Raw genomic sequence first — 4,182 nt, 5'->3', positions numbered from 1 at the left:
GGGGATGGTCCACTGCAGCAGCCGAAGTTGCTCCTGGGCCTCCTGCAGCTCCGGGGAGGCGGTGGGCGAGGGTTCGGTGGCGCCCTGGGCGCCCTGCTGGGACAGCTCATCCACCTTCCTGCCCAGCATCCCGGAGTACAGCGTCACGGCAGCACCGGCCACGGTCACGCCGGCCTTGACCCACGTCCAGCGCATGACCCCCTGCTGGGTCACGTAGCGACCTTTGTTCTCCCAGAGGATCGGTGCCCAGGTGCCCAGGTGCGCGGCGAAGGCCGCTGTCTGCACGGGTGCCCAGCGCTTCCAGCCCAGGCTGGACAGTCGCGTGCGCTCGGTGGGGTCCTTCGCCTGGGCGGTGGCGCCGTTCAGGCCCACCGCGCCCATCAACGAACCACCGAACCAGGCGGCGGCGGTCAGGTCGTGGATGGAGCGGGCCAGAAGGTTTCCTGACATGGGTGGATCCTGCCTTTCGTCGTGGAGTCCAGGACCGGTCGCGGACGACCGGACAGTCCCCACCCTTCCGTGCCCGGCTCCGCCCGTAAAGGGGGGTGCTCTTCCCGTCACCCCTCCGGAACACTGCCGGTGGCCGTGCAGATCGGCCCTCCCCCGGGACGAAGGGCCCTGGTCACCCTCCTCTGGCCCCGGACGACGTCTCATCCGGGGCGTGAGGGGGCCTGACCAGGAGTCGGCCGCTACCGGATGTCCGCCAGCTCGCGACGGTGACCCTCGGGAGCGAAGATCACGGCCAGGGCGCACACGCCGAGGACGGCCATCCACAGTCCGCCGAGCACGGCAATGCCGGAGGTCGCGGCGAGAATTCCGGCGGCCAGCATGGGGGTGAAACCGGCGCCGATGGTGGATGAGGCCTGGTAGGCGATCGAGGAACCGGTGTAACGCACGCGGGTGGGGAACATCTCCGCGATGAAGGCACCCAGGGGGCCGAACATGAAGCCCTGGATGACCTGGCCGAGGATCACGGCGGTGGCGTAACCGGCGACGGTGCCGGTCTGGACCAGCATCAGGATGGGGTAGGCAGCGCTGATGCCGAAGAGCATGATCCGTCGGCGTCCGAAGCGGTCACACAGGCGGGCGCTGACGATCGTGGCGATCAACATGCCGGCGGCCGCGATTGCCTTGGCGTTGAGCACACCGGTCTTGTCTGCACCGAGGGCCACGGCCTCGCTGACGGCCCAGACGGTGACCATGCCGGCCATGGTGAACTGCGCGATGCCGGCCAGCACGCCGAGGCCCAGCTGCCTGGGGTACTGGGTGAAGACATCCAGGATCGGCATGCGCCGACGGTCTGCTTCATGCTCGAACTGCTGGAACAGCGGGCTCTCGGAAATCTTCAGCCGAATGACCAGGGCGATGACCACCAGCACGGCGCTGATCAGGAACGGAATGCGCCAGCCCCAGGAGAGGAACTGATCTTCCGGCAGCAGCGTGGCCGCGGACATCGCCAAGGTGGCCAGGGTGGCACCGGCCGGGGCGCCCATGTTGGCGAAGCTGGCGGCGAAGCCCCGTTTGCCGCCCGGAGCCTGCTCGAGGGCGATGAGCATGGCCCCGCCCCATTCACCGCCCACGGCGATGCCCTGGATCACCCGCAGGGTGATGAGCAGAGCGGGGGCGGCCATGCCGATGGCGGCTGTGGTCGGCAACAGTCCCATGGCGGTGGTGGCGAAACCCATCAGCAGCATGGACAGCACCAGCATCTTCTTGCGTCCGAGCCGATCGCCGTAGTGCCCGAAGATTGCTCCTCCCACCGGGCGGGCCAGGTAACCGGCGGCCAGGGTGCCGAAGGAGGCGAAGGTGGCCCACACCGGATCCAGGTTGACGAAGAAGACCTTGTTGAACACCAGGGCCGCGGCCGTGGCGTAGAGCAGGAAGTCGTAGTACTCGATGGCGCTGCCGACGAAGCTCGAGGTGAGGATGCGCCGCATGTGCGGCGTGTTGAGCGACTCCGATGCCGGGGGCGCCGAGGGGCTGGTGGAAGAGGGAGTGGGGGGCATGGTCTGCGTCATGATGATCCTAGAGAGAGGTGGCGGCCAGCGCAGGGCGGGGGCGGCGGGCGACGGCGATGGACTGCAGGTCCTCGGGTACGACGACGGGTCCGGAAAAGGTCTCGGTGGCCTCGTGCCAGACGGAGGCGTCGGCATGGCCCGGTACCAGGTGATGCAGGGCCAGGGTGCCGACGCCGGCGGCGGCGGCGACCTGGCCGGCCTGGCGCGGCGTGGTGTGGGACTTGCGGTGGTGGTCCAGCGTGGCCTCACGGGTGGCGGCGTCCACGTCCCGGTAGGAGGCTTCGGCCCAGCCCATGTCGATGGCCTCGTGCAGGAGCAGGTCGGTGCCGGTGGCCAGTCGCACCAGGTTCTCGCTGGGAGCGGTGTCCCCGGAGATCGTCACTGACCCGTGCTCGGTGTCGAAGCGGAACGCGAAGGCCGGGGCCACCGGCGGGTGCACCACCAGGGTGGCCGTGACCCGGACGAACTCGTCCTCGAACACGGTGAATGGCTCCAGCCCGGCCGGACTCGGGTTCAGGTTGGGGTGATATCCGCTGTGCTCGGGCAGAGTCACATCCTGCGGGGCGAAGAGTGTGTACGGGGAGGGGCGCAATGAGTCGAGCATGCGGTCGGTGACATCGGCGGAGTAGGCGGTCAGCAGGTGCTCCACCAACTGCACGGTCCCGGACGTGGGGGCCTGCGGAGTCAGCGGGGCAACCTCACCGATGGCGCGCGGGTTCACGGCGGGCAGCATTCCGCGGTCACCGGGGCCGATCACCGGGATCGGTCCGTCCGGCCGCGGTCCGGACATCATCCAGCCGAACAGCAGCATCCCGGCGAGGTCCACGGTGTGGTCTGAGTGCAGGTGGGTGAGGAACACCCCGCGCAGCCGGTCCATACTGAGGCCGGCTTAGGCGAACTGGGTGCTGGCGCCTCGGCCACAGTCCACCACGTACACCGCGGGGCCGACCACGACGGCCGTGGCAATCCCGTTCCTGCGGCGCCCGACCGGGTCGGTTCCCCACCAGCGGGGCCCGCCGGCAGTGCCGAGGGTGATCACCCGAGGGGCGAGGTCTGCGGATTCGAATGTCATCTGGGTCACACCTCGACTATGGCGCAGTCCATAGTATGGGTAAATCGAATGTAAACGCAGATCAAGTTTGATGGAGACAAAGATGCTTGCGGTGACGATCCGTCAGCTGGAGTACTTCGTGGCCATCGCCGAGGAGGGCACTCTCGCGGCGGCCGCCCAGCGTCTCCACGTGACCGCCGGGACCCTGTCGGCCTCCCTCAGCGCCTTGGAGAAGACGATGGGCGTCCAGCTGTTGATGCGGCGTCGTGCCACCGGATCGGTACTCACCGCGGCCGGCCGGGACCTGGAAGCTCAGGCACGGGCCGTGCTGTCCGCGGCGGAGGCCATGGAGAGTTCGGCCAGTGCCATCCGCGGCGAGCTGGCCGGCACCCTGTCCATCGGTTGCTTCGACACCCTCACCCCGTGGCTGCTGCCCCCGGTACTGGGCCACTTCGCCGACCACCACCCCCGGGTGCAGGTCGAGGTGCACGAAGGCTCCTCGGACGAACTGCAACAGATGCTCCTGGCAGGCCGGCTCGACGCCGCCTTCATGTACCAGTTACACGTGGACACCGACGTGGAACGAACCACGGTGGCGCCGGTCCGGTTACAGCTGGTCCTGCCGCAAGACCACCGCCTGGCGGGTCGCGCACAGGTACGGTTCGCCGAACTGGGGGATGAACCGGCGGTGCTGCTTGGACTGAAACCGGCCCCCGACCTGATCATGTCCATGATGGCCAGCGTCGGCTTCACCCCGCGGGTGCACTGGCGATTGCGCAATGTGGAAGCCATCCGCTCCCTGGTGGGCCGGGGCCTCGGTTACTCGGTGATCATGGGACGTCCCCGAGGAGACGTCACGTATGAGGGCCGACGTCTCGTCTACACGCAGATCGCCGACGAGCTGCCGGAGAACTCGGTCCAGCTGATCTACCCGCCCGGCGCCCTGCGCAATGCGAAGGTGCGCGAGCTTCACCAGTTCGCCATGACCGAGCTGGGACAGATCGGCGCACCCATGCAGCACTGGACCTGAACCACTGGTCCCGGACTTCGGGTGGTGCCCGGTCTCCTAGAGTGAGGGGATGACGACGACTCCGACGGACGTCCACCGGCTCG

Annotated in this window: 4 protein-coding genes; 1 reads left to right on the top strand and 3 read right to left on the bottom strand. The window is 68.4% G+C overall.

What is annotated here, in order from left to right; all coding sequences use genetic code 11:
- From PLJ28_RS15090 to PLJ28_RS15080, 3 genes are all read right to left on the bottom strand, one after another.
- Positions 1 to 450: hypothetical protein (locus PLJ28_RS15090; protein ID WP_324590363.1), on the bottom strand; the 450-nt coding region annotated here is incomplete at its 3' end.
- Between the two features lie 239 nt (positions 451 to 689).
- Positions 690 to 2,018 (bottom strand): MFS transporter, encoded by a 1,329-nt coding sequence (locus PLJ28_RS15085; protein WP_324590362.1) that lies wholly within the window; start codon positions 2,016 to 2,018, stop codon positions 690 to 692.
- A 7-nt stretch (positions 2,019 to 2,025) separates the two neighbouring features.
- Entirely contained in the window at positions 2,026 to 2,877 is an 852-nt protein-coding gene (locus PLJ28_RS15080) for an MBL fold metallo-hydrolase (protein ID WP_324590361.1), read from the bottom strand.
- Positions 2,878 to 3,172: 295 nt separating this feature from the next.
- Between PLJ28_RS15080 and PLJ28_RS15075 the strand changes: the two genes are divergently transcribed.
- Positions 3,173 to 4,099, top strand: a complete 927-nt coding sequence (locus PLJ28_RS15075) for a LysR substrate-binding domain-containing protein (RefSeq protein WP_183529353.1) — start codon at positions 3,173 to 3,175, stop codon at positions 4,097 to 4,099.
- Positions 4,100 to 4,182: the final 83 nt, after the last annotated feature.

The organism is Citricoccus sp. (assembly GCF_035445025.1).
Classification (GTDB): domain Bacteria; phylum Actinomycetota; class Actinomycetes; order Actinomycetales; family Micrococcaceae; genus Citricoccus.
Note: the sequence above shows the minus strand (reverse complement) of the source record. Positions and strands in the feature narration are given on the sequence as shown.

What these genes read in the sequence shown, in the direction of transcription:
- PLJ28_RS15085 (WP_324590362.1), bottom strand. Translation starts at nt 2,018, where the DNA reads ATGACGCAGACCATGCCCCCCACTCCCTCTTCCACCAGCCCCTCGGCG.
- PLJ28_RS15075 (WP_183529353.1), top strand. Translation starts at nt 3,173, where the DNA reads ATGCTTGCGGTGACGATCCGTCAGCTGGAGTACTTCGTGGCCATCGCC.